At 70.1% G+C, this 21,270-nt stretch carries 19 protein-coding genes; 9 read left to right on the top strand and 10 right to left on the bottom strand.

Annotation, left to right across the window (positions count from 1 at the left end):
• Positions 1–172: 172 nt before the first annotated feature.
• The 7 genes from glgC to CUC05_RS11195 all read right to left on the bottom strand — a co-directional run bounded on the left by glgC (position 173) and on the right by CUC05_RS11195 (position 8,754).
• Positions 173–1,414: a glucose-1-phosphate adenylyltransferase gene (gene glgC, locus CUC05_RS11165; RefSeq protein ID WP_205712268.1), complete on the bottom strand. Its 1,242-nt coding sequence runs from the start codon at positions 1,412–1,414 to the stop codon at positions 173–175.
• Between the two features lie 121 nt (positions 1,415–1,535).
• Entirely contained in the window at positions 1,536–2,987 is a 1,452-nt protein-coding gene (locus CUC05_RS11170) for an ABC transporter substrate-binding protein (RefSeq protein ID WP_157965458.1), read from the bottom strand.
• 104 nt (positions 2,988–3,091) lie between these two features.
• Complete coding sequence (locus tag CUC05_RS11175) at positions 3,092–4,216, bottom strand: branched-chain amino acid ABC transporter permease (RefSeq protein ID WP_108666201.1); 1,125 nt, start codon at positions 4,214–4,216, stop codon at positions 3,092–3,094.
• Between the two features lie 5 nt (positions 4,217–4,221).
• Entirely contained in the window at positions 4,222–5,109 is an 888-nt protein-coding gene (locus CUC05_RS11180; RefSeq protein ID WP_108666202.1) for a branched-chain amino acid ABC transporter permease, read from the bottom strand.
• A complete protein-coding gene (locus CUC05_RS11185) occupies positions 5,106–7,091 on the bottom strand; it encodes an AMP-dependent synthetase/ligase (protein WP_205712270.1) in 1,986 nt (661 codons plus the stop codon). The genes CUC05_RS11180 and CUC05_RS11185 overlap by 4 nt, the downstream gene beginning before the upstream one ends.
• Positions 7,088–7,918 carry an ABC transporter ATP-binding protein gene (locus CUC05_RS11190; RefSeq protein ID WP_108666371.1) on the bottom strand — a complete coding sequence of 277 codons (831 nt, stop codon included), beginning with the start codon at positions 7,916–7,918 and terminating at the stop codon, positions 7,088–7,090. Before CUC05_RS11190 ends, CUC05_RS11185 begins: the two co-directional genes overlap by 4 nt.
• A gap of 50 nt (positions 7,919–7,968) precedes the next feature.
• Complete coding sequence (locus CUC05_RS11195; protein ID WP_108666203.1) at positions 7,969–8,754, bottom strand: ABC transporter ATP-binding protein; 786 nt, start codon at positions 8,752–8,754, stop codon at positions 7,969–7,971.
• A gap of 330 nt (positions 8,755–9,084) precedes the next feature.
• On the opposite strand from CUC05_RS11195, the gene CUC05_RS11200 reads away from it, so the two are divergent.
• Together CUC05_RS11200 and CUC05_RS11205 are read left to right on the top strand one after the other, a co-directional pair.
• Complete coding sequence (locus CUC05_RS11200) at positions 9,085–9,555, top strand: heme-binding beta-barrel domain-containing protein (protein ID WP_205712272.1); 471 nt, start codon at positions 9,085–9,087, stop codon at positions 9,553–9,555.
• Positions 9,556–9,558: 3 nt separating this feature from the next.
• Positions 9,559–10,113, top strand: coding sequence for a hypothetical protein (locus CUC05_RS11205; RefSeq protein ID WP_108666204.1), 555 nt, complete (start codon positions 9,559–9,561; stop codon positions 10,111–10,113).
• A gap of 22 nt (positions 10,114–10,135) precedes the next feature.
• On the opposite strand, the gene CUC05_RS11210 is transcribed toward CUC05_RS11205, so the two are convergent.
• Positions 10,136–11,080, bottom strand: a complete 945-nt coding sequence (locus tag CUC05_RS11210; RefSeq protein WP_108666205.1) for a hypothetical protein — start codon at positions 11,078–11,080, stop codon at positions 10,136–10,138.
• A 127-nt stretch (positions 11,081–11,207) separates the two neighbouring features.
• On the opposite strand from CUC05_RS11210, the gene CUC05_RS25120 reads away from it, so the two are divergent.
• From CUC05_RS25120 to CUC05_RS11235, 5 genes are all read left to right on the top strand, one after another.
• Positions 11,208–12,323, top strand: coding sequence for an RNA polymerase sigma factor (locus CUC05_RS25120; protein WP_114476313.1), 1,116 nt, complete (start codon positions 11,208–11,210; stop codon positions 12,321–12,323).
• Positions 12,320–13,021, top strand: a complete 702-nt coding sequence (locus CUC05_RS11220) for an NAD(P)H-hydrate epimerase (RefSeq protein WP_205712273.1) — start codon at positions 12,320–12,322, stop codon at positions 13,019–13,021. Before CUC05_RS25120 ends, CUC05_RS11220 begins: the two co-directional genes overlap by 4 nt.
• 115 nt (positions 13,022–13,136) lie before the next feature.
• Positions 13,137–14,645 carry a serine/threonine-protein kinase gene (locus tag CUC05_RS11225; protein ID WP_108666207.1) on the top strand — a complete coding sequence of 503 codons (1,509 nt, stop codon included), beginning with the start codon at positions 13,137–13,139 and terminating at the stop codon, positions 14,643–14,645.
• A gap of 93 nt (positions 14,646–14,738) precedes the next feature.
• Positions 14,739–15,383 (top strand): hypothetical protein, encoded by a 645-nt coding sequence (locus tag CUC05_RS11230; RefSeq protein ID WP_108666208.1) that lies wholly within the window; start codon positions 14,739–14,741, stop codon positions 15,381–15,383.
• 20 nt (positions 15,384–15,403) lie between these two features.
• Positions 15,404–16,645 (top strand): alkaline phosphatase family protein, encoded by a 1,242-nt coding sequence (locus CUC05_RS11235; RefSeq protein ID WP_108666209.1) that lies wholly within the window; start codon positions 15,404–15,406, stop codon positions 16,643–16,645.
• Positions 16,646–16,669: 24 nt separating this feature from the next.
• Here the strand turns inward: CUC05_RS11235 and CUC05_RS11240 are convergent, their stop codons facing one another.
• A complete protein-coding gene (locus tag CUC05_RS11240) occupies positions 16,670–18,286 on the bottom strand; it encodes a CocE/NonD family hydrolase (RefSeq protein ID WP_157965459.1) in 1,617 nt (538 codons plus the stop codon).
• A gap of 102 nt (positions 18,287–18,388) precedes the next feature.
• Between CUC05_RS11240 and CUC05_RS24680 the strand changes: the two genes are divergently transcribed.
• The gene (locus CUC05_RS24680) at positions 18,389–19,186 is read left to right on the top strand and encodes a hypothetical protein (protein WP_157965460.1); all 798 of its coding nucleotides are present in this window, start codon (positions 18,389–18,391) and stop codon (positions 19,184–19,186) included.
• 160 nt (positions 19,187–19,346) lie between these two features.
• Complete coding sequence (locus CUC05_RS11245; protein ID WP_108666374.1) at positions 19,347–20,297, top strand: class II glutamine amidotransferase; 951 nt, start codon at positions 19,347–19,349, stop codon at positions 20,295–20,297.
• Between the two features lie 21 nt (positions 20,298–20,318).
• On the opposite strand, the gene map is transcribed toward CUC05_RS11245, so the two are convergent.
• Positions 20,319–21,089 carry a type I methionyl aminopeptidase gene (gene map, locus CUC05_RS11250; protein ID WP_108666211.1) on the bottom strand — a complete coding sequence of 257 codons (771 nt, stop codon included), beginning with the start codon at positions 21,087–21,089 and terminating at the stop codon, positions 20,319–20,321.
• Positions 21,090–21,270 lie beyond the last annotated feature (181 nt).

The following is a 21,270-nucleotide window of genomic DNA, read 5'->3' on the forward strand; positions in this document are numbered from 1 at the left end:
AACCAACACTCCCATCGCGGTAGTACGGGATGTCGGTTGAGTCAACCGCGTTGCGCGACGTTGTGCAAGCGTTTTCGGCGACCTTTCTCTGTCACCGGTCAGGCACTCCGTGCAACGGGGCGCTGCAAGCGGTTGCACCGCTCGACGCGGTGCACGTCGCGTGAGGGAATGCCTACAGCTGGGCGTTCTTGCCGATGACGACGATCCCCTCGTCGGTGACCGTGAACCGCTTCCGGTCGGCGTCGAGGTCCACGCCGATCTGCGCCCCGGCCGGCACGTTGACGTTCTTGTCGATGATGGCGTTTCGGATGACGGCGTGGCGCCCGACGTTGACGTTGTGCATCAGCACCGACCCCTCGACCTGGGCGAAGGAGTGCACGTGCACACCGGGGGAGAGGATCGACCCGGTGACCGAGCCACCGCTGACGACGACGCCCGGGCAGACCATCGAGTTGATCGCACGCCCCGTGCGGTCCTCCTCGGCGTGCACGAACTTGGCCGGCGGCATGGGTGGCGACCACGACAGGATCGGCCACTGCTGGTTGTAGAGGTTCAGCGTCGGCCTGACGGAGATCAGGTCCATGGAGGCGTCCATGTAGGCCTTGATGGTCCCGACGTCCCGCCAGTACCCCCGATCGCCCTCGGTCTGCCCCGGCCACGTGTTGGCGGAGAAGTCGTAGACGCCGGCCTCGCCGCGTTCGACCATCATCGGGATGATGTCGCCGCCGAGGTCGTGGTTGGAGTCGTCGTTGCGCGAGTCCTTGGTGACGGCTTCCACGAGGGCCTTGGTCGTGAAGATGTAGTTGCCCATCGACGCGTAGGCGACGGACGGGTCGTCCGGGGTGGGCTTGGGGTCCGACGGCTTCTCGCGGAACGCCTGGATGGTCCGTCCGTCGCTGGTGGGTTCGATGACTCCGAACTCCGTCGCTTCGTCCAGCGGCACGCGGATCCCGGCGACGGTCACGCCGGCGCCCGACTCGATGTGCTGGCGCAGCATCTGCTGGGGGTTCATCCGGTAGATGTGGTCGGCCCCGAAGACGATCACGTACTCGGGCTTCTCGTCACCCAGGATGTTGAGGTTCTGGTAGATCGCGTCCGCGGACCCGACGTACCAGTGCTTGCCCCGCCGCATCTGCGCGGGTACGGGCGTCACGTAGTGCCCCAGCAGCGGGGACAGTCGCCACGTCTGGTTGAGGTGGATGTCGAGGCTGTGGCTCTTGTACTGCGTCAGGACGACGATCTTGGTGAAGTCGGCGTTCACCAGGTTCGACAGGACGAAGTCGATGATCCGGTACATGCCGGCGAACGGCACCGCCGGCTTGGCCCGGTCGGCGCTGAGCGGGGCAAGGCGTTTGCCCTCACCTCCAGCAAGGACCATGGCGAGGACACGCTTGGACACGAGGTTGTCGGGCATCGGCGTGGACCCTACCGCGCCGACCGGAGAGGGAAACTCGATCCGACGAAGCTCCCCGGAAACACCGACACCGCCCGGCGAACCGGGCGGTGTCGGCTGCGTCGGTCAGCCGATCAGGAGATCACACGCCGCCCTCGTAGCAAGGGGCGTCGAACTCGTAGGAGGCCGCGGTCTCGCCCTCGTAGAAGCCCTGGCTCTCCAGGCCGCTGGGGACGGCGTCGGACGGGGTACCGATCGACGTGGCACGGACGGCCGCCGCGTTGGCGTCGCCCGACAGGTTGCCGGCACCAGCAGGGACCATGCCCTCGTAGTCGACCTCGGTGATCTGGCCGAGCGCGGTCGCCATGCCCTCACGGGTCAGGTCGCCGTTGGCCGCGGCCTGCTCGAGGACAGCCAGCAGCGGGTAGGACCAGGCCCAACCGGAGGTGTAGCCGTCGTTGCCGGTGACGTCGCCCAGCGCCTCGCGCATGGCCTGGTGGCCGGGCGTGTCGGTCTGGAACGGCTCCCACGGCCCGGCGACGGTCACCTGGGCGATGACCGCCGGGGCAGCAGGGGACTGCAGCAGGCCGGGGTTGAAGGCCGGGCTGTTGAACAGGAACCGTCCCTGGAACCCACCGGCGGCCGCCTGGCCGACGATGGTGCCGGCGTCGGCAGGACCGGTCGTGATCACGACCACGTCGGCGCCGCCGCTGACGACCTGGTTGACGGCCTCGCCCTGGTTGTCCTGACCGGGGGTGGTCGGGACGTCGACGAACTCCGCACCGTTGGCCTCGGCCCAACGGCTTGCACCTGCTGCACCGTCGTCGCCGTAGTCACCGGGGTAGTGCACGGCCATGACCGTGCCGATCTCGGCCTGCTCGGCCAGGTAGTCCAGGCCGTTCTGGGACTCCACGCAGTAGGTGTTGCCGGACTCGACGATCACGTCGCTGAACAGCCAGGCCGACGTCCACGACGCGGGGGCGGTGATCACGTTGTTGGCCTCGAGGTCGTCGAGGATGGCGAACGTGGTGGGGGAGCCCAGCGACTGTGCCAGCGCCAGGACCGAACCCTTGATCTCCTCGTACTGCTGGGAGTGGACCTCCGGGCTGTACTGGTTGTCGCGGGTGTACTCGGAGGTGTTGACGTCGAAGCCGCCGATCCCACCGTTCTCGTTGACGCGACGCCAGAACGCGGTCTGTGCGTCGGTGATCGGCACCGCCAGGGCGGCGAAGGGACCGACCGTCAGGTCGGAGATGGTGCCGAGGTAGATGCAGCCGTTGTCGGCGTTCACCGCGTCGGGGCAGGCTTCCTCGGTCACGCCGACGTCGAAGGCGACGTCACCGGCGGGAGCGGCGTCGTCCCCCTCCTCGTCGGTGGCCTCGTCCGTCGCGTCGTCCGCGGTCTCCTCGGCGTCGTCGGTGGCCTCGTCGACCTCGTCGGCGGCGTCATCGGCGGTGTCCTCGGCATCCGACACCGCGTCGTCGACCGCGTCCTGCGCGTCGTCGGCTGTCTCGTCGCCGCGGCAACCGACGGCGAGGAGGGCGAGCACGGACAACATCAGGGCCAGCCTGGCCCAGCGGGATTGCAACCTCATGGTGTGTCTCCTGTTCATGGCGTCGCGGTGGACGCCGCAAGGTGAAACCTACTACCGAAGTAGCAGGGGTGTCGCGTGTGTTCGGGGGTTCAACTGCGCCGGCCCTAGTAGCTGAAGGGCCAGCCCTTCCAGTAGTTGCGGATGCGGATCCACACGCCGAACAGCCCCCGGGGCTCGAACAGCAGGAATCCGACGATGAGGAAGCCGTAGAGGATGGTCGAGACCTGGGCGGTGTTGAGCAGGCCGCCCTGCTGGCCGGGGCTCGGGATGAAGCTGAAGAAGCGGCTCAGCTCCTCGGCGAAGCGCAACACGACGGTCAGGAACACCGCACCGGCGATCGACCCGCTGATCGTGGACGCGCCACCGATCAGGATGATCGCGATGAACTGCACGCTCATCACGAGGTTGAACGTCTCGGGGACGACCTGTCGGGTGATCGTGTACAGCAGGGCGCCGGCGAGCCCGGCGAACGCCGAGGACACGGTGAAGGCCAGCACCTTGTGCTTGGTCAGCTCCACGCCGATGACCTCCGCCGCGATGTCGCGGTCACGGACGGCCTGGAACGCACGTCCGACCGCCGTACGGGCGATGTTGCGTCCCAGGATGGCGACGATGACCAGCATGACCAGGGCGAACCAGTAGGTCTTCTGCTGACCGGTCATGGACGGACCGTTGTCGGTCAGGGAGATGCCGAAGACCGACGCGATCACGCCGGGACGGCCGACGCCGAACCCACCGGTGATGAAGTCCGCCTCGCGGAAGACGTGGTCGCCGATGAACACCAGGCCGAGGGTCACGATCGCCAGGTACAACCCGCGCAGCCGTGTCGCCAGCGGCGCGACCAGGGCACCCACCGCCGCGGGCAGCAACGCCGCGGCCGGCAGCCAGACGATCATCGGCAGGCCGAACCCGAGCGTCCGCGCCTCGGGGTCGCCGCTGAGGGTGGCGGCCGTGAAAGCCCCGATGCCCACGAAGACGGCATGGCCCAGGGACACCTGGCCGGCGTAGCCGGTCACGAGGTTCAGCCCGATGGCGCCGACGGCGAAGGCGAACGCCCGGGACAGCAGGACGAGCAGGTCGTCGGCGAGGACGAACGGCAGCAGCGCGGCGAGGACGACGAGGCCCTGGACGCTCCACAGCTTGGCCCGTGTGTTGAACAGCGCCATGTCGGCGTCGTAGCTGGTGTACAGCTCGGGACGTCCTCCGACGCCGGAACCTCCGAACAACATGCTGCTCAAACTCGCTCCACCTCCGGGGTACCGAACAGGCCGTAGGGCCGCACCAGCAGGACGACCAGCAGCAGGACGTAGGGGGACACCGCGGCGAAGCCGTTGCCCATCCACGGGAAGTACTCGGTCTGGTAGCTGGCCACCAGCGCCTCGACCACCCCGACCGCGAGGCCGCCGATGACCGCGCCGTTCACCGAGTCGAGGCCACCGATGATGATCGCCGGCAACGCCTTGAGGGCGACGATCCAGGTCTGCTGGCTGATCCCTCCACCGCCGTCGACGAACATGCCTGCGACGGCAGCCAGGGCCCCGGCGAGCGCCCACGAGACCATGAAGACCCGACCGACGTCGATGCCCTGTGCGAGCGCCGTCTCCTGGTCGAAGGCGGCCGCGCGCATCCCGAGGCCGAAGCGGCTGTAGCGGAAGAACGCCGACAGCAGCGCGAGGATGAGCAAGGCGGTGAACAAGCGGGCGACGTCGCGCTGGTTGACCAGCAGGTCGCCCACCTGGAAGTTCTGCAGCCCCCAGGGGTCGCCGACGAACCGCAGGTTGGTCCCGATGAGGCGGTTCTGGATGACCCGCAGCACGATGTCGACACCGATGGTGATGATCGCCACGACGAACGGCGGCTGGCCGATCATCGGGCGCAGGGTGGTCCGCTCGACCGTCATGGCCACGCCGGCGGTGCCGATGATGGCCAGCAGAAGGGCCGGCCAGAAGCCGATGACGTCGTGGAGGAAGACCACGAACAACGAGCCGGTGATCATCAGCGCCGGCTGGGCGAAGCTGATGACGCGAGTCGACTTGTAGATGATGACGAAGCCGAGGGCGACGAGCGCGTAGATGGAGCCCTGTCCGAGCCCGGAGATGATCGCCTGGAGGAACTGGGTCACGAAGCCACCTCGGCCGGGGCGGCCGTCACGTAGGTCTTGCCGTCGGCACCGGTGCCGGCGGGCGGGCCGCCGTACATGCCCTCCACCAGGTCGGTGAAGATCTCGTACAGCGCGCTGCGCTTGACCTTCTGCGTGGCGGTCATCTCACCGTCCTCGTGGTCCAGCTCCTTGGGGAGCATGCGGAACTTCTTGATGCCCTCGACCCGGGAGAACTTCTCGTTGGTCCGCTCGACCAGGTCGGCGACGAGCGCCACGACCTCCGGCTTCTCGGCGAGGTCCCGGTAGGTGGTGTAGGGCAGTCCCTGGCGCTGGGCCCAGTCGCCGACGGTGTCGAGCTCGATGCCGATCAGCGCCGTCAGGTACTTGCGCTTGTCACCGATGACCACGGCTTCCTTGATGTACTCGGAGGCCTTGAGGGAGTTCTCGATCTCGCTGGGGGAGATGTTCTTTCCCCCGGCCGTGATGATGATGTCCTTGATCCGGTCGACGATGCGCAGGTGGGTGCCGTCGACCCACTCGCCGACGTCGCCGGTGTGCAGCCACCCGTCGGCGTCGATGACCTTGGCGGTCGCCTCGGGCTTGCCCCAGTAGCCGGCGAACGTGCCGGGGTGCCGCGTGAGGATCTCGTTGGTCTCGGGGTCGAGCCGCACCTCCACGCCCGGGTGCGCCTCACCGACGGTGCCGAGCTTGATGCGGCCGGGGCGGTTGGCGGTGGCGACGGCGGAGTTCTCGCTCATGCCGTAGACCTCGTGCATGGGCACGCCGATGCCCATGAAGAACTTCAGCACCTCTGGGGCGATCGGTGCGGCACCGGACGCCGCGTAGCGGACCCGCCGCATCCCGATGCGCTCGCGCAGTGCACGGAACATCATCACCCATCCCACGGCGTAGAGGATCCGGGTCTGCGTCGTGTGCTCCCCACCGTTGGCCACCAGCTGGTCACCGATCCGGTCGGCCATGCGCATCCAGAACCGGAACATGGCTCGCTTGACGCGGCTGGCGCCCTGCATGCGGATGTTGACCCCGGCCAGGATCTTCTCCCAGATGCGGGGCACCGCGAAGAGGATGGTCGGCTGGACCTCCTTGAGGTTCTGCTGGACCGTCTCGATGGACTCGGCGAAGTTGACCTGGACGCCCACCGCGGCGTTGAACCAGACGGTGAAGATCCGTTCGGCAACGTGGCACAACGGCAGGTAGGACAGCACCATGTCGTCCTCGGTCGGCGGTGGGTCGGTGAACCCGCCGCCGTCCACGAGCGTGGTGATCGCGAACTCGCAGTTGGCGATCGTCAGCATCACGCCCTTGGGCGGGCCGGTGGTGCCGGAGGTGTAGACGAGCGTCATGACGTCGTCGGGCTCGGCCGCGGCCATGCGCTGCTCGACCATGCCGGCGTTGGCGGCCCGGTGTTCCCGGCCGTGCTGGAGGAAGTCCGTCCAGCTGATCAGCCGCGGGTCGTCGTAGCGGTGGTGGATGCCGCGCGGCTCGATGTAGACGATGTGGGACAGGTCGGGCAGGTCGTCGCTGACCTCCAGGGCCTTGTCCACCTGCTCCTGGTCCTCCGCGATCAGGACCTTGGCGCCCGAGTCGCTGAGCAGGTAGCGGACCTCCTCCGCCGGGTTGGTCGGGTACAGGCCGACCGTGATGGCCCGGCAGGCGACGGTGGCCAGGTCGCTGTACATCCACTCGCGTCGGTTCTCGGAGTGGATCGCGACGCGGTCGCCCGCCTCGACGCCGAGGGCGATGAGGGCGTGACCCACATCCAGGATCGTGTCGTAGTACTCGCGCCAGGTCACCTCCTGCCAGACACCGAAGTCCTTCTCGCGAAGGGCCACGCGATCGGGCAGGCGGTCGGCCCAGTCCCGGACGCGGGTGACGATCGTGGTCGTCCCGGTGCCCGAGGCGCCCGGACGCTCCATGGTGGCGCCGGCCACGCTGGCGGTGCCCAGGCCGGCGAGGGGGTCGGGGAGGGGGAGGGGGCTCATCGTTGCTCCTCGGGGGTGTCGGCGGGGGCCGTCACCTGGTCGCTGCCCAGGTAGGCCTTGATGACGTCGGGGTTGCGCTGCACCTCGGCGGGCAGTCCCGTCGCGACGTGCTGGCCGAAGTCGACGACCATCACGCGGTCGGCCAGGTCCATGACCAGGCCCATGTCGTGCTCGACGAGGATCATCGGGATGTCCAGCTCGTCGCGGATGTCGAGGATGAACCGGGCCATGTCCTCGGTCTCCTCCACGTTCATCCCGGCCACCGGCTCATCGAGGAGCAGCAGCTTGGGTTCCATGGCGAGCGCCCGGCCGAGCTCGACGCGCTTCTGGATGCCGTAGGGCAGCAGGCCCACCGGCAGCTTGCGGTAGGCCTCGATCTCGAGGAAGTCGACGATGTCCTCGACGACGGCCCGGTTGGCGATCTCCTCGCGATGGGCCCTGCCGACGTAGAACATCCCGGCCAGGAAGCCGTACTTCACCTTCTTGTGGCGCCCCAGCATCAGGTTGTCGAGGACGGTGAGGTTCTCGAACAGCTCGATGTTCTGGAACGTGCGGGCGAGGCCCTTCTCGGCGATGCGGTGGGGGTTCTGGCCGAGGATGTTCTCGCCGCGGAACCGCACCTCGCCCTCCTGCGGGCGGTAGACGCCCGACAGCACGTTGAAGATGGAGGTCTTCCCCGCGCCGTTCGGGCCGATGACCGCGAACAGCTCACGCGGGCCCACGTGGAAGGACACGCCGTCGATGGCGGTCACCCCGGAGAAGGACAGGCGGACGGAGTCGAACTCGATGATCGGCGCACCGGTGTCCTCGACGTGCCCGCCGGGCAGGTGGTGCGGGGACGCCGCCGGATCGCCGGCACCGGGCAGGTCGGTCGCCGTCACGACAGCCACCGCTTCCGCCGCTTGTAGTGCTTGACGTCACGGAAGGACTTCGCGTGGCCCTCGTCGGCGAGGCCCAGGTAGAACTCCTTGACGTCGTCGTCCTCCAGCAGCTCGGCGGCTGGTTTGTCCATCACGACCTTTCCCGTCTCCATGACGTAGCCGTGCTCGGCCACGCCCAGCGCCATCGCGGCGTTCTGCTCGACCAGCAGCACGGTGACGCCCTGCTGGTTGATCTCGATGATCAGGTCCCTGATCTGGTCGACCAGCTGCGGGGCGAGCCCCAGGCTCGGCTCGTCCAGCAGCAGGTACTTGGGGTTGGACATCAGGGCCCGCCCCATCGACAACATGGTCTGCTCACCGCCCGACAGGTACCCGGCGGTGGCCTTTCGGCGGTCCCGCAGCACCGGGAAGAGGTCGTAGACCCGCTCCATGTTCGGCTTCATGACGCTGGGGTCGGTGTGGGCGCCGACCCGCAGGTTCTCCTCCACGGTGAACTCCGAGAAGATCCGGCGGCCCTCCAGGGCCTGCTTCACCCCCGCGGCGACGATCCGCTCCGGGGGGAGGTCGTGGATCGGGGTCCCGTCGAGCGTGATCGATCCCTTCGTCACCTCGCCCTCGTGGACGTCGAGCAGGCCGGAGATGGCCCGCAGCAGGGTGGTCTTGCCGGCGCCGTTGGCGCCCAGCAACGCGACGATGCGCCCTTCGGGTACCTGCAGGCTCACGCCGCGCAGCACCAGGACGACGTCGTCGTAGACGACTTCGAGGTTCGACACCTCGAGCATGTGCCCTCCAACTCGGTTTGTCGTGTGTACGTCGATCACGACGCCTTCGGCTTCGGCGCGTGTCGGGTGGGTGGCTCTGTCCAGGCAGTCAGCGGCCCGGTCCGTCCCGTGGTGCGGGAGCGGGATGGCCCGTCCGCGAAGGGGTGGTCGCGGCGGTGACGCCCTGTCGTGTTCGGGTGAAGCACAACCTAATCACAATCCGTGTCCGTGTCGTCGAGGTTCGGGCGAAAGCTGCGCCATTTTCGGGTCCAGAACCTGTCGAAAACACGAGATGAGACCGGATCTCGGCTGCCGAACCGGGGCCTCGTCAGGGCGACGTATGGTGTAGAGGTGACGCATCCGGACATCGCCCCCCTGGAGTTCCTCGTCGGCACGTGGCGTGGCCGCGGTCGAGGGGACTACCCGACGATCGAGGGCTTCGACTACCTCGAGGAAATCAGCTTCTCGACCATGCCGAAGCCCTTCCTCGCCTATCAACAGCGGACGAAGCGCGCCGACGACGGTCAGCCGCTCCACGCCGAGGCCGGCTTCGTCCGTCCGGTTGCCGACGGGCCCGAGCTGGTCATCTGCCAGCCCACGGGCATCGTGGAGGCCCATCGCGGCCAGCTGGAGGGACAACGTGTCGTCTGGGATTCCCACAGGGTCGCCATGACCCCCACCGCGGAGTCACACAGGGTGACAGAGGTGCGTCGAGAGGTCGTCGTCGAGGGCGACGAGCTGCACTACGAGCTCCACATGGGTGCGGTCGGACATCCCCGGCAGCTGCACCTCCGGGCGACGTTGCACCGCGTCGAGGGCTAGGACATGGGTCGTGTGGTCCTCGTGGTGGCGCTGGTCACCACGGTCTTCCTGGCCGGCTTCGTCGCGGGTCGGGCCAGCCTGTCCAGGCCGTCGGACGACGTTGCCGTGGATCCCGACGCCGCCGCGACGCGGCCGGGCAGCGAGGCCGATCCCATCGAGCTGGGCACCCCGGCCGCCGTGGGCCCGTGGGAGGTCGAGGTCACCGGCTTCGACCCCGACGCCATCGACCGGGTGCTGGCCGCCAACCAGTTCAACGTCGAGCCGGCGGAGGGACAGACCTACGTCACGGTCGAGGTGTCGTTGACGAGGCGAGCCGCCGGGCCGGGCATCCTCCGCGGCTCCGTGGCGCCGGCGTTGGTGACGCCGGCCGGTCGGGCGTTCGCCCTCGGCAGCGACTGCGGCGTCATCTCGGCGCCCGTGGACGCCGAACGGCTGCTGGCCCAGGGCGAGGTCCTCGACGGCGAGTGGTGCTGGCGGGTCCCGGTCGCCGAGGTCGACAAGGTGGCCCTGCGGGTCGGCGGCACCGGTGGCGGCGCCGTGTGGTTCGCCGTTCGCTGAGCGATCCCGTTCGCCCGGACGGTCACCGGCGGCTCTGCTGCACCCCTTCGCGGAGCGCGAGGACGCTGCGGTAGGCGAGGTCGACCAGGGCCGCGACGAGGGCACCGGCGGTCAGCAGGAACACCGCGCCGAGCTGGTTGGCGCGAGGCCATCCACGTGGCACCACCATCTCGCCGAGGGTGGGGATGGGGGCGGAGACGATGCCGGCGTTGGCGGTGTAGGCGACGTAGGGGAACGCCACGAACAGCAGCAGCACGGCGACGCCACCGGCGATGTACCCCGGACGTCCCCGGACGATCGCGAGGGCGAAGACCGCGAGGGCAACGGTGATGCCGCCGCCGGCCACCCCGGCAGCAGCCCGGAGCGCGTCGGCCCGGCTGGGATCGGCCCCGAGGAGCACCGACGTCTCGTTGGTGGCCACCCACAGGCGGCTGGCCATCTGCGCGATCACGGGCACCATCACGAGGACGATGACCGTGGTGGACACGGCGTCGGGCACCGGCCAGCGGGGTGCGGCGAGCCAGACCGGTCGGCGGGTCACGGGGATGGGTGCGGGCACGGCCAGTCGCTTCGATGGGCGGCGGGCCCGACGACGAAAGGGATTCCGCCGAGGGGGCTTGGGGATCCGTGGACGGCCGAGCAGGCCCGTGGGTGCGGTCGTGCTGGTCGTGGCCGGACGGTGCGCGGCCTCCGACGTCGTCCCATCCGCCGACGGGCCGGTGCTCGACGTCCTGCCGGACGACGCGGCCGCGGCTGCTGGACTGCGCGCGGCGGCGGGCTCCTGCGAGCGGGCGGGGGTGGCTTCCGGTGCCTCCACGCCGTGGCCGGCGCGGCCGTTGCCGTTGCTGGTGCCGTTGACGGCAGCGGGTTCCGGCGGCGCGACGTCCTCGATGTCTGCGGCAGCGCGCAAGGCGGCGAGGTCGCTGCGAAGGCGCTCAAGCCTGTCCCGGTTCACGTCCTGGCTCATCTGTCCCACCAACGGTCCCGGCCACCGATCATGGCAATGATGGCCTCGTCCCCCTTATCATGACAGCTGGCGGAGTGGTCATCCGGAACCACTCCTGCGGGAAGGCAGTCGACGCGGTGGGGCCAACGTGACAGCAGTTCATCCAGGGCAGCACACCCTGCCCGACGACGACAGCGGCCTGATCGAGGCGCATCTCATCGGCATCGAGGGGGCCTTCGACGAGCTCTTTCGTCGCTACCACCCTCGGCTCGTCACCTACCTGACCCACCGTGTGGGGGACGCCGCAACGGCCGATGACCTGGCCCAGGAATCCCTCATCCGTGCCATGCACGCCCTCGAGCGCTTCGACACCTCCCGTCCCGTGTGGCCCTGGCTGCGCCGGATCGCGACCAACGCCGCGATCGACTGGTCGCGGTCGACGACCCGTGCGCGGATGCTGGTCAACACCCTCTCCCTCGAACCCGCGCGCACCCACGAGGGTCCCGACTTCGGGGAACGCGAGGTGATGGCGCGGGCGATGGAGGCAGTCCCGGACCGCCAGCGCCACGCGCTGGAGAAGTGCTACGTCGAGGGATGGCGGCCGGTGGACGTCGCCGACCAGTTCGGCGTCGGCAGCAACGCCTTCGAGCAGCTGCTGCACCGTGCCCGCCGCAACCTGCGGCGTGCCTACGTGCGCCAGGACGACGGCGGCGATCGTGCCGCCGGGTTCATCTGGCTGGCGATGCTGGCCAGCCCGTTCGCCCGGGCCCTCAACGCGGTCAGGCGCCTCGGCGTTGCCGGGCCCCGCGTGCTGGAGGTGGCTGCCGCATCGGTCGCGATCGGTGCCGTGGTCGCCGTCGGGCCGACCGGTGCCCCGGCGCCCCGGACCGTGGTCGAGGCACCCGTGGACCGCGTCGAACGGACGACCGCGGCCCCCGACGCACCGACGGCCGCCCTGCCGTCGGCCGTGTCCGACGTCGGCGACACCGTCGAGGCGGCGGCCGCACCGGTCGGTGCACCGGCGCCCGCACCGCCCAGCGGCGCCGGGCGACCGGCCCCGGTGGCACCCGACGTCCCTGCTGCCGACGCTGGCGCCCAACGTCCCGTGGCGCCGCCGCTGGACGACACCCCCTTGGATCGCGGCGCGGAGCCCGAGTCGCCGTCCGCACCCGAGGATCCCCAGTCGGTCCCCGAGCTCATCGGTGGATGCGGCTCGGCCGTGCGCGGGGCCCTCTGCACGACGATCGGTGTGGTGAGCCAGTGAGCTATCCCCGGAGAGACGCCGCCGACCTGCCGGCGGTGGACGAATCGGCCATGCGCGAGGTGGACCGTCGGATGGTCGAGGAGGTCGGCATCGACCTGCCACGGATGATGGAGAACGCCGGCCGGCACCTCGCCGACGTCGCCGTCACCATGTTCGCCCCACGCCACGTGGTCGTCCTGTACGGCAGCGGCGGGAACGGGGGAGGGGCCCTCGTCGCCGCCCGCCACCTCGTCAACCGCGGTGTCGAGGTCACCCTCGTGCCCAGCAGCGGCGCCCTGACCCCCGTACCGGCGGTGCAGCACGCGATCCTCGAGCGCATGGGCGTGCTCGAGTCGGCCGGGCGGACGCCGCCGTCCTGTGACGTCGTCATCGACGGCATGGTGGGGTACTCCCTGTCCGGTTCCCCGAGCGGCCGTGTGGCCGAGCTGGTCGGCTGGGCCGGCGCGCAGAAGGCACCCGTGCTGTCCCTCGACGTGCCCACGGGGTTCTCCGCCGCCAGCGGCACGACCGCCTCGCCCCACATCACGGCCGCGGCGACCGTCACGCTCGGACTGCCCAAGGCCGGGCTGGTCGGCAACGCCGCAGCCGGTCGGCTGTACCTCGCCGACATCTCCGTCCCGCCCATCGTCTGGGCCGACATGGCGCTGGACGTCCCGCGCGATCTGTTCGCGCCGGGCCAGGTCCTGCAGCTGGTCTGAGACCGGTTCGGGCACCCTCCGTCCACGGCCTGCGACACGCCATCGCACCGACGGGCGGCTGGCGTGCGAGACTGTCACGGATGTCTACGTGGGATCGACCGGTCGGAATCGCCCGGTGAGCACCGAGAGCGCGGTGCTCGCCGATCGATATCGCCTGACCGATTCCATCGGTCGAGGCGGCATGGCCGATGTCTACGCCGCTGAGGACACCAGCTCCGGCCGCATGGTCGCGGTCAAGATCATGCGGGTCGGCGAGCAGGCGGACCCCGATCGGTTCGCCTCGGAGATGCGCATCCTCGACCGGCTGTCGCACCCCGCGATCGTGCGGCTCTTCGACAGCGGGACCACCGACGAGGCCAGCCCCTACTTCGTCATGCAGCTGGTCGACGGCGAGTCGCTGTCGGCCCGCCTCCGGGCCGAGGGGCCCCTGGCCGACGAGGACGCCGAGGACATCGGCGCCCGGGTGGCCAGCGCCCTCGCCCACGCCCACGACATGGGCGTCATCCACCGCGACATCAAGCCCGCCAACATCCTCATCGACACCGACGGTGGCGCCTACCTGACCGACTTCGGTGTCGCGCGACTGGCCGATGCGACGCTCGTCACCCGCGCCGGGACCACCATCGGCACCGCCGCCTACCTCGCACCCGAGCAGCTCCAGGACTCCCAGGTGGGGCCAGCTGCCGACGTCTACTCCTTCGGCCTGGTGATGCTGGAGTCCCTGACGGGCACCCGCGCCTTCCGTGGCACCGGCGTGGAAGCCGCCATGGCCCGCCTCAGCCGCGATCCGGTCGTCCCCGACGACCTGCAGGAGCCATGGACGCCGCTGCTCGTGGCCATGACACGCAGGGACCCGACCCTGCGGCCGACCGCCGCCGAGGTCGAGCTGATCATCCGTGGCGAGCTGCCCGCCCCCGACGTGCCGGAGGAGGAGATCGCCTCCCGAACCGGCGGGCCGCGCAACACCGACGAGGATCCCACCGCCGTTTCCCAACCCTTCGACGGACCCTCCTCCGGGTCCGGACCGTGGGAACCGCCGAGCAGCGACTCGGCGTTGTCCGTGGCGGTCGTGCCACCCACGCCGCCGCCGACACCCGCGCTGGGCATCCCCGAGGCAGCCACACCGCCGCATCCGACCGTGCCGGCCCCCGCACCCTTCCTCGAGGACCTCCCGCGACGGGGGATGGACGCCATCAGGTCCAGGGCGTTGCTGGTCGGCCTGCTGCTCGGCGTCGCGGTCGTCCTTGGTGGCTTCGGTGTGTTCCGCCTGGTCCAGCCGGTCGACGAGACCGACATGGTGACGGGCACCGATGCCGTCGACGAAGCCGCCCGTCAGGTGCTGGCCATCCTCGACGCCTCCGAACGCCTGCGGGCCGCCGACCCCTCCCTGCAGCGCGAGCTGGTCTCGTTGGCCGACAACATCGTGGAGTCCGTCAACGAGGACCGCTGGGACAGCGCCCTGCTCGGCGTCGTCGCCATGACCAGCGCCACCCGTGATGCCATCGACACCCTCGACATCGAACCGGTCGCGCTGAACGGGCTCCTCGAGGCGTTGCGCGACCTGACACGCGAGATCGAGCTCCTGGCAGGGGCCGAGGCGTCGGGAACCGACCCACCCGAGTGAACCGGGGTAAAAGGTACGGCGGTTACCACCGGCCGGTTGCTAGCATCCCGGGCGCCACCTCGACCGAGGTGGTGTCGATTTCAGGAGGAAAAGATGGTTCGCGGAGCTCGAGTCGCCGACGAGGCCGTACGTGCCTACATGGAGGCACTGCAGGACCCCAACACGGCCGTGGACTGGGACGAGGTCGAGGAGCTCGCGGCACAGATCGCCGAGGCGACCGACCCCGTCCGTCGTGTGCTCCTTCGTGCGGAGTGGCGCCGGGCGTCCGACCCCGCCACCTACATGCCCGACCTCGAGGCCGACTACATCGCCTTCGCGGCGCAGTGGGCCCAGGCGAACCGCGTGACCGGTGACGACTTCTTCTACGAGGGCGTCCCGTTGCAGGTGCTCCGCGAGGCCGGCCTCGGCATCTCCGAGGAAGCCCGTGCATACGCCGACGGCGACGACGACATGGACCTCGCCGACGACGACGCCCCGGCCGCTCCGGCTGCCGCGGCCGCCTCGGAGTCCGACGAGGACGGCCCCCTGTTCGAGGAGGGCAGCGCGATGGAGAGCGTCTACAACGCCATCGGCACCGAACCCTTCACGATAAACGACCTGGTCGACCGGGCCGACGCCAGCCGCTCCACCGTTCGTGCCGTGCTCGACAAGCTCGAGGAAGCCGGCAAGCTCGAGGAGCTCGCACCGCTGGACACCGGCACCGCCGGTCGCGCGCCGAAGCGTTACCAGCTGACCTGATCTCGGTAGGGTCGTCGTCGATGATCGACTTCGACCGCTACACACCGCTGCTGCAGGACGGTGGCCGCATCCTCCTCCTCGTCGTGGACGGCCTCGGGGGGTATCCCGAGGCCGACCGCGGGTCGGAGCTGGAGGACGCACACACGCCCAACCTCGACGCGCTTGCCGCCAGCGGGATCACCGGACTGACCGAGCCGGCCGGACCGGGCATCACCGTCGGGTCGGGCCCGGGCCATTTGGCCCTCTTCGGCTACGACCCGTGGCGCTACGACCTCGGACGCGGGGTCCTGGCTGCCGTCGGCACCGGCTTCCCGCTGCAGCCCGGTGACGTGGCTGCCCGCGGCAACCTCGCGTTCCTCGACGCCGACGGGCTGGTCGAGGATCGCCGTGCAGGGCGGATCAGCGACCACCGCGCCGAACCCCTCACCCAGCGAGTGCAGGAACGACTCGACGCCGACCCGCCGGTCGACGGGGTCGAGGTGTTCCTGCGGCACGTCAGCGAGCACCGGGTCCTGCTGGTGCTCCGGGGGGAGGGGCTGGACGCCCGGCTGGCCGACATGGACCCCCAGGACACCGGCCTCGCGCCGCTGTCGGCACGGGCGCTCGGCTCGGCCGACGGCTCCACGGCAGCGGTCGTGGACGCGGTCGACGCGGCGGTCCGGGCGGCCCTCGCGGCCGAGGAGGGCGACGAGCGGATGCCGGACGTCGCGCTGTTCCGGGGCTTCGACGGGCTGCGCGAGATGCCGGACTTCGGCGAACGAACCGGACTGCGCGCTGCCGCGATCGCCAGCTACCCCATGTACCGCGGGGTCGCCCAGCTGGTCGGCATGGAGATCCTGCACGGTCCCGACGGCCCCCCGACCAGCATGGCCCAGCAGATCGAGCTGGCCCGAGGTGCGCGCCGGACCCACGACTTCCTGTTCGTGCACTACAAGTACGCCGACGCCGCCGGTCACGACGGCAACCGGGAGGCCAAGGTCGAGGCGCTGGAGCAGCTGGACGTCGACCTTCCCGCCCTGCTCGAGGCTGCCGATGCCGACGTGGTGGCCGTCAGCGGGGACCACGCATCACCAGCGGCGGCGTCGGGCCACTCGTGGCACCCCGTGCCGACGCTGGTCGCCGGCGGATCCGCGGGTGTGGACGACGTGGCCACCTTCGGTGAGCGGGCGTGCGCCGGGGGCCTGTTGGGCCTGCGCCCCACCCAGCACCTGCTGCCGATCGCCCTCGGCGCGGCGGGACGGCTGGCGAAGTACGGCGCCTGAGCCGGCTCGACGCCGCCCTGTTGTTCAGGGCCCGGTGGCGGCGATCCAGCCGTCGTCGGGGACGTGGACCGGCAGCTCCAGCCGTCCGTCGTGGATCCGGACCGTCGTCGGGCGGTGGTCGGTCAGGTGCAGCCGATCGCCGTCCAGGCCGAGGTTGCGGTCGTGGTGCGGGAAGGCCCCGCCCGCGACGTGGACCCGCAGGCGGTTGCCGGCCCGGAGCTGATGGCCGACCGGGTGCAGCTCGACCGTGGCAGTGTGACGGCCGCGCAGGTCGCGGAGTCTGAGGAACCCGTCGCTGATCGACCGGGCCCGGCCGCTGACGTCGACCTCGGCGAGCCGTATCCACAGGTCGGTGTGACCGGTGTCGGCGAGCAGGTCGACGGTGACCGTCGGTCGCCCGACGACGACGAGGGGATGGGGGAGCGGTGGCCCTGTGAGCGTGACCACGTCGTCTCGGGCCGCCAGGTCGGTGCAGTCGACGGGGCCGGCGTCGACCGACAGGATGCGGCCGCCCGCCTTGGGGGTGGGGGAGGAGGGGTCGAACACCAGGCGGTCGGTCGGCGATCGGAGATCGTCGAAGGGGATGGTCCGGGTCGTCGTGGCCGGCCAGCGGTCGCCCGTCCACCAGCGTTCGGCGCCGGCTATCCACAGCTCCACGGCGGGTCCCGCTCGGTCGATCCCGCGGAGGTGGCGGTCGAAGTGGCGTCGCATCTCCGCGAAGGCCCTGACCTGGACGGCGCCGTCGAGGTGGCCCCACGGGCCGACGACCAACCGGTCGACCCGTCCGGCCGACGACTGGCGGTCGACGTCGTCCAGGTGGCGGTCCACGAACAGGTCCCACCATCCGGTGAGGTGGCTGGTGGGGGCGACGCCGGTGACGGCCGCGCTGAGGTTTCCCGGCTGCCAGAAGGGATCGTTGGCGTCGGGGTGTTCCGCCCAGGTCCGCCAGATGGGGGAGGGGCTGCCCAGGACCCGCTCGTCGAGCTCGAGGAGGGGGAGGTGGCTGAAGGCCTCGTCGTCGCTGGCCCCGGGCAGGCGGAACCGGACGAGGTTGGCCAGCCGGCGTGCGGCGGAGTCGTCCAGGCGTGCCATGGCGTCCAGGGACCGCAGCCAGCGCAGGCCGGTGTCGACGTACACGAGGCCGGTGGTCTCGGGGAGGCCGACGGCGGAGTGGGTGATGCCGACCGAGAGGGCCCGCACCCGGTCGGGTGCGGCGACGGCCGCCGCCCACGCGGTGCCGCCGAGGTAGGACAACCCCCATGCGCCGATGGTCCCGTCGCTCCACGGCTGGTCGGTGATCCAGTCGATCGTCGCCCGGGCATCGGCGACCTCGTTGACCATCGGCACGAACTCGCCGGTGGAGTCGAACCGGCCTCGGACGTCCTGGAGGACCACGGCGTAGCCGAGGGCGGCCAGCGCCTTGGCCTGGGCGACCATGGGGATGCCGGTCAGGCCGTTGCGTCCGTAGGAGGTGCGGATCAGGACGGTCGGGACGGGCGCGTCCGTGCCTGGTCGGTGCACGTCGGTGGCCAGATGGTGGCCGTCGTGGGTTCGGATCCGAACGGTCGACGCACGCCGCACCCGCGCGAGGGCCTGCCCCGCCGGGCGGGGGAGGAGCGAGCCGAAGATCCGACGCTGCACGATGGGCCCATCGTGCCGCTCGGCAGGCCGCGGGGCGGCACGACATCCCGGAAATCCCTTCCGCGCCGCCGGTGCGACGCCGTCGGTCGTAGGATCGCCAGCATGTCGCGCATGCTGGCCGTCCTGATCGCCGCCACGCTTGCCCTGACTGGCTGCATCGGCGGGCCGGACACCACCGAGGCGGTCGCTGCCGCGACAACCTACGTGCAGGCCCTCGCCGCCGCGGACTACGACACCATGGCGTCGGTCTCGACCGGATCGGCCAACGACGCAGCCCGGTACGGGCAGCAGGTCCTGCTGGCCGACCCCGAGGCGTTCAGCTCCCGGGACCTTGTCGTCCTCGAGCCGCTGATGGTTCCCGACCAAGGGGACGGAACGGTCCTGGACGGCGAGCTGGAGCTCTCCACGAAGGGGATCAGCGGCGCGCCGCTGCGGATCGACACCATCACGATGCTGGCCACCGCGGATGGCTGGAAGGTCGACGGCTACGACCGCGACGGGCGCAACACCGCCGAGCTGTTCCACAACGTCACCACGGGTCCGCACCAGCTGGCGTTCGATGGCGTCGATGTGGCGTCGATCCACGCCACCGTGCTGCTGACCGACGCCGCTGAGGACGTCGTCCTGCTGCCCATCTCGGTGACCGCGGGTCCGCAGGCGGTCACGATCGTCCCCGAGCGCTCGACGTTCACCCTCGGTGGGCGCCGGATTCCGGTCTCCGACGTCATCGGCAGCGCGAGCGTGGAGCCGTTGCGCGAGCAGGTCGTCGTCCTCGTGGCGCGGCAGGCCCCGGCGACGACCGCCGGCGACGGCGACGCCGTGGGGATCGGTGTGGAAACGGACGGGGTCGATGTCGGCCCCCTCGAGTTCGAGCTCCGCCCCCAGCCGTCGTCTCGGTGACCACGAGACGTCGGTCGGATCGCCTCACCGCATCATTCCGGCTGATGCCTGTACGGCGAGACGCGCCTCGCCTCCATGCGTAGCAATTTACATAATCTATGTTATGTGCGCTGCGGGGTGTTGGGTTTGCCAGCAGCCCAGTGATGCCATGATGACCGACATGTGTCGAATCCTTGCCTACGTGGGCTCCGAGCTGCCGGTCCAGAGCCTCCTCGTGGATCCCGAGAACAGCCTGATCAACCAAGCGCTGGATCCGGAGGCACATCCGCTGCTGCAGCTCGCCGGCTGGGGCTTCGGTGGCTGGAGCGAACACCTCCTGCGGCCCGAGGAACCTTTCCGCTACCGACGGCCGATGGCGGCGTTCTACGACGACAACGTCGAAGGGATCATCCCGAGCCTCTCGGCGAGCACCCTGATCGCGCACGTGCGCGCGGCCGCCTACGACGCCGGGGTGGCACTCGTGGACGAGAACTGCCATCCCTTCTCCTTCAGGGGTGCGCCGTGGCTCGTGGCCCACAACGGCGTCCTTCCCGGCTGGAAGCTTCTGCAGCGGGAGCTGCTGGCGCACTGCGAGGACCGCTTCCTGGAGCAGATGCGCGGCACGACCGACACCGAGTTCCTCTACGTCCTGCTCGCGTCGCTGATGAAGGGGGACGGCGATGACGACGTGCAGGCTGCCTTCGAGACGTCGCTGCAGCTCATCCTCGGCGCGATGCGGAAGCTGGACCTCGTCGCCCTGACGAAGATGAAGATGGCCCTGATCGCACCGAACCGGATGATCGGGGTGAACCTCGGGTTCGGGCACGAGGGCGAGACCGAGATGGACGCCGACTGGCGCGACCTGCGCACGGCAGACGCCGGCACCCCCGAGCACGATCTGTCGATGGTCCTCGAGCCCCTGTACCTGCTGACGGGTACTGGTTTCGAGGACTACGAGAACTCCTACGACGTGAACCCGACCCCACCGGAGGACGCGACGTCGGCGATCTTCGCCTCCGAGCCCCTCACCGACACCGCCGAGGACTGGACGCACATCGAGTTCGGGCAGATGGTCTCGGTGGAGCGCACGGGCGACGGTCTCCGCCGGCGCATCGTGGACCTGGATCTGTAGCCGGCTGGTCGGGCAACGGGGTCACTTGGGCAGAGTCAGGATCTCCGCACCGTCGTCGGTGATGGCGATGGTGTGCTCGCTGTGGGCGGTGAGGCAGCCGGTCGCGCTGCGGAGGGTCCAGCCGTCGTCGTCGGTGACCAGCTCGTCGGTGTCGGCCATGACCCACGGTTCGAGGGCGAGCAGCAGCCCGGGACGCAGCTTGTAGCCCCGTCCCGCCCGACCGTCGTTGGGGACGTGCGGGTCCTGGTGCATCGTCGACCCGACGCCGTGCCCGCCGAACTCGGTGTTGATCGAGTAGCCCGCCTCGGTGAGGACCGTGCCGATCGCGTGGGCGAGGTCGCCGATCCGGGCACCGGGCCCAGCTGCGGCGATGCCTGCATCCAGCGCCCGCCTGGTGGCGTCGATCATGGCGTCGGCGCCGGGCGGCCGCTGCTCCCCCACCACGAAGCTGATCGCGGAGTCCGCCACCACACCGGCGAGGGACACGGCAAGGTCGAGCGTCACCAGGTCACCGTCGGCGATGGTGTAGTCGTGCGGCAGGCCGTGGAGCACCGCGTCGTTGACCGAGGTGCAGATGTAGTGGCCGAACGGTCCCCGGCCGAAGGACGGTTCGTAGTCGACGTAGCACGACTCGGCACCGGCGTCCTCGATCATGGCCTTCGTCCACCGGTCGATGTCCAGCAGGTTCGTGCCCGCGGCCGTCCGGGCCTTCATCGTCTGCAGGATCTCGGCGACCAGCGCACCGGTGTCACGGGCACGGGTCAGCTGGTTGGCGGTCATGATCTCGAGCATCCACGTTCCCCTTCAGGCGGACGGGGATCGTAGCCGTCCCCGATGGAGGCCTCCATGTGTGGGTGTCGTCGCAGCGGGACCCGGACAGGTCCCGGACAGGTCCGGACGGCCATGGGCATGGTTCGAAAGGACTAGTGTCCGCGATACGGCCAGTTCCCTTTCTACGAAAGTCGACCCACAC

The sequence above is a fragment of the Euzebya rosea genome, from assembly GCF_003073135.1.
Lineage (GTDB): Bacteria > Actinomycetota > Nitriliruptoria > Euzebyales > Euzebyaceae > Euzebya > Euzebya rosea.